The organism is Candidatus Aegiribacteria sp. (assembly GCA_021108435.1).
GTDB lineage: Bacteria > Fermentibacterota > Fermentibacteria > Fermentibacterales > JCC-6 > Aegiribacteria.
Window position 1 is genome coordinate 1 of record JAIOQY010000161.1, and the last position, 2,520, is coordinate 2,520.

3 protein-coding genes are annotated in these 2,520 nt (G+C 43.5%); 2 read left to right on the plus strand and 1 reads right to left on the minus strand.

The window, feature by feature from the left end:
* Positions 1–45: 45 nt before the first annotated feature.
* Positions 46–1,389, minus strand: a complete 1,344-nt coding sequence (locus tag K8R76_08840) for a tetratricopeptide repeat protein (GenBank protein ID MCD4848283.1) — start codon at positions 1,387–1,389, stop codon at positions 46–48.
* 410 nt (positions 1,390–1,799) lie between these two features.
* Between K8R76_08840 and K8R76_08845 the strand changes: the two genes are divergently transcribed.
* Positions 1,800–2,045, plus strand: coding sequence for a CopG family transcriptional regulator (locus K8R76_08845; GenBank protein MCD4848284.1), 246 nt, complete (start codon positions 1,800–1,802; stop codon positions 2,043–2,045).
* A complete protein-coding gene (locus tag K8R76_08850) occupies positions 2,042–2,461 on the plus strand; it encodes a putative toxin-antitoxin system toxin component, PIN family (protein MCD4848285.1) in 420 nt (139 codons plus the stop codon). Before K8R76_08845 ends, K8R76_08850 begins: the two co-directional genes overlap by 4 nt.
* The last annotated feature ends 59 nt before the right edge of the window (positions 2,462–2,520 follow it).

Consider the following 2,520-nt stretch of genomic DNA (forward strand, 5'->3'; position numbering starts at 1 on the left):
CAGGATCGACGTGACATGCTCTACGTTGCGTGTCACTAGATTCTGTTATTGCTCCCTGGCAAAGTCTTTACCGTATAGTTTGATCATACACTCAGGGCATATCCCATGTGTGAATGTAGCATCTGAATGATCAGAGACATACAGCTCTATCTGCTGCCAGTAGCCGTCATCATCCCTGATTTTCTTGCACGAAGCACAGATAGGAAGCAAACCCTGAAGTTTCTTCACATGAGCAAGTGCGTTACGAAGCTCATCATTCATCGAAGAAAGCTCAATATTCTTCAGACGATAGATCTCAGCTTCTTTTTCTTTCTTCTCTGTTTCGAACTGCACCTGAAGCCCCGCTATTTTCTCCATGCTCTTCTCGTTCAGGTGTTCTTCAATGCAGGTATTCAGTTCCCTGGAGTACTGAAGCGCTTTCTGCATATCCCCTTTTGCCTCGTACAGATCCGTTATCTTCTCCAGGCAGTGGATTTCCAAGTCCTTCATCGAAAGCTTCCTTGTTATCTCCAAACCTTTGCAGATAAAAGATTCCGCTTCATCAAGACGCCCCAGCGCGATGTATATCCCGCAAATACAGGTGCATGTGTTGGAGATTCCCCTTTTGTTGCCGATCTCCTCATACAATTCAAGGCTCCTGATAAAACAGTCCAGAGCTGATTCGTTGTCACCGAGTTTTTCATGCAGGCTTCCCAGATTGCACAGAGTGCTTGCGGTACCTTTTTTATCACCCAGATCTTCTCTGATCTCAAGGGCTTTCTGGAAGTATTCCCGGGTTTTGTCCAGCTCTTCCTTTCTTCCGTAAACGGAACCGATATTGTGATAGACGTATGCCAGCTGCAAACGGTTACCGGACTTCTCGCAAATCTTCCGAGCAAGTTCATAGGATGACTGCGCCATATCAAGGCGATTCAGGCTGCTGTAGCACGCGCCTATATTTATGTGGCAGGAGGCTAATTCATCTTTGCTCGCACCATATTCCTGTTTCAGTCTGAGAGATGCATGGATGTGCTCAAGTGCTTTATCAATCATGCCCTGAGCCCAGTATACATTGGCCATAGTACCGTGAACGGATGCCATACCATTCTTATCCTCAAGTTCCTCAGATATCTCCATCGATTTCCGGCAATACGACATCGCCTCAGCAAACTTCCCCTTCTCAAGATTAATCGTTCCAAGTGTAATGCAGCTTTTCGCCTGCTCAGCAGGAAACCCAATATCTTCAGCAAGATCAAGTACTTCCAAAGCGTTAGCTTCCGCTTTCCGGGGATCTGAATGCAGATAGGCAAAAGCCAGTTTGTTCAGCACGGATAAAAGCTCTGAACCGGGAGGCTCCAGCCTGAGTCCTTCCAGTTCCTTCTCCAGCTCTATGATTTCCTTATTCGCCATATCTCCACTCCAGACTAAAACCTATTCGAAACAGAATCTTCTTCACATAGTACACCGCTCAAGAACATAATATCCGTTCATGCTGCAGGTGTCAATTAATCGTTACAGCGGAAATATTAACAGTCGGTGATCAATATATGCTATGTTCATGATCAAATCCTCTTTTCTGATGTAAATCTTGCATTCCAAATGTACATTATCAATCATGCCCTCCAGGATACCTGATCTCGATCTTCCATCAAATGTCTTTCTCCGTTTTCATTCATGCTGCGAAAATGAATTGATAAAATCCTGCGGAGTTCAAGAATATTCTCTGCCGGATTAATCCGCTCTTACCGCGCAAAGCTTTTGGCTTCTTCTCTCTTGGCGTATCTATTGTATATACGTTATATCACATATGGAGGTGGTATATGTCCAAGCAAATGATAATACGTATTGATCCTGTACTGAAAAGCAGAGTTGAAAATTATGCCCGGTCAGAAGGAAAAAACGTAAGCATGGTTGTGAGAGAATTACTTGAGGACTACATAATAGACAGAGACATCAGCGGCTACATCGACGACCTCTGGAACCGCATAGGAACAAAAATCAGAGAACAGGGCATCAGCGCTGATGATATCGATGCGATCATAGAACAAACCAGAACTGAAAAATGACAAGAGTCGTTGTTGATACAAATGTTTTTATCTCTTCCTTCTTCGGTGGCAATCCAAAAGAGATCATCAATCTGTGGAAAACAGGATCAATCACACTCTGCGTATCAAAGGATATTATCAACGAGTACATTGAAGTACTTAATCGGCTTGGCCTGAAGGATGAGAAGGAACTGCAGGAACTGCTTAAGATTTTCGCGGAAGGTCACAATATCATCTTTGCTGCGTCAACGCCTTCTCTCACAATAGTCAAGCAGGATCCTAAAGATAACATGTTCATTGAATGCGCTGTTGCCCTCAAGTGCTCTCACATAATTTCAGGGGATAAGCATCTTAAATCAATTGAAAATTACATGGGCATCAAAATAGTCAGCCCAAAAGACTTTCTGGAACAATTTCACAGTTCCTGTAACAAATAGTATCTACTGTTAATCAATTCGGAAACATTCTGAAGACAGATTCTGCTATTGCTCCTGAG

What these genes read in the sequence shown, in the direction of transcription:
- K8R76_08840 (MCD4848283.1), bottom strand. Translation starts at nt 1,389, where the DNA reads ATGGCGAATAAGGAAATCATAGAGCTGGAGAAGGAACTGGAAGGACTC.
- K8R76_08845 (MCD4848284.1), top strand. Translation starts at nt 1,800, where the DNA reads ATGTCCAAGCAAATGATAATACGTATTGATCCTGTACTGAAAAGCAGA.
- K8R76_08850 (MCD4848285.1), top strand. Translation starts at nt 2,042, where the DNA reads ATGACAAGAGTCGTTGTTGATACAAATGTTTTTATCTCTTCCTTCTTC.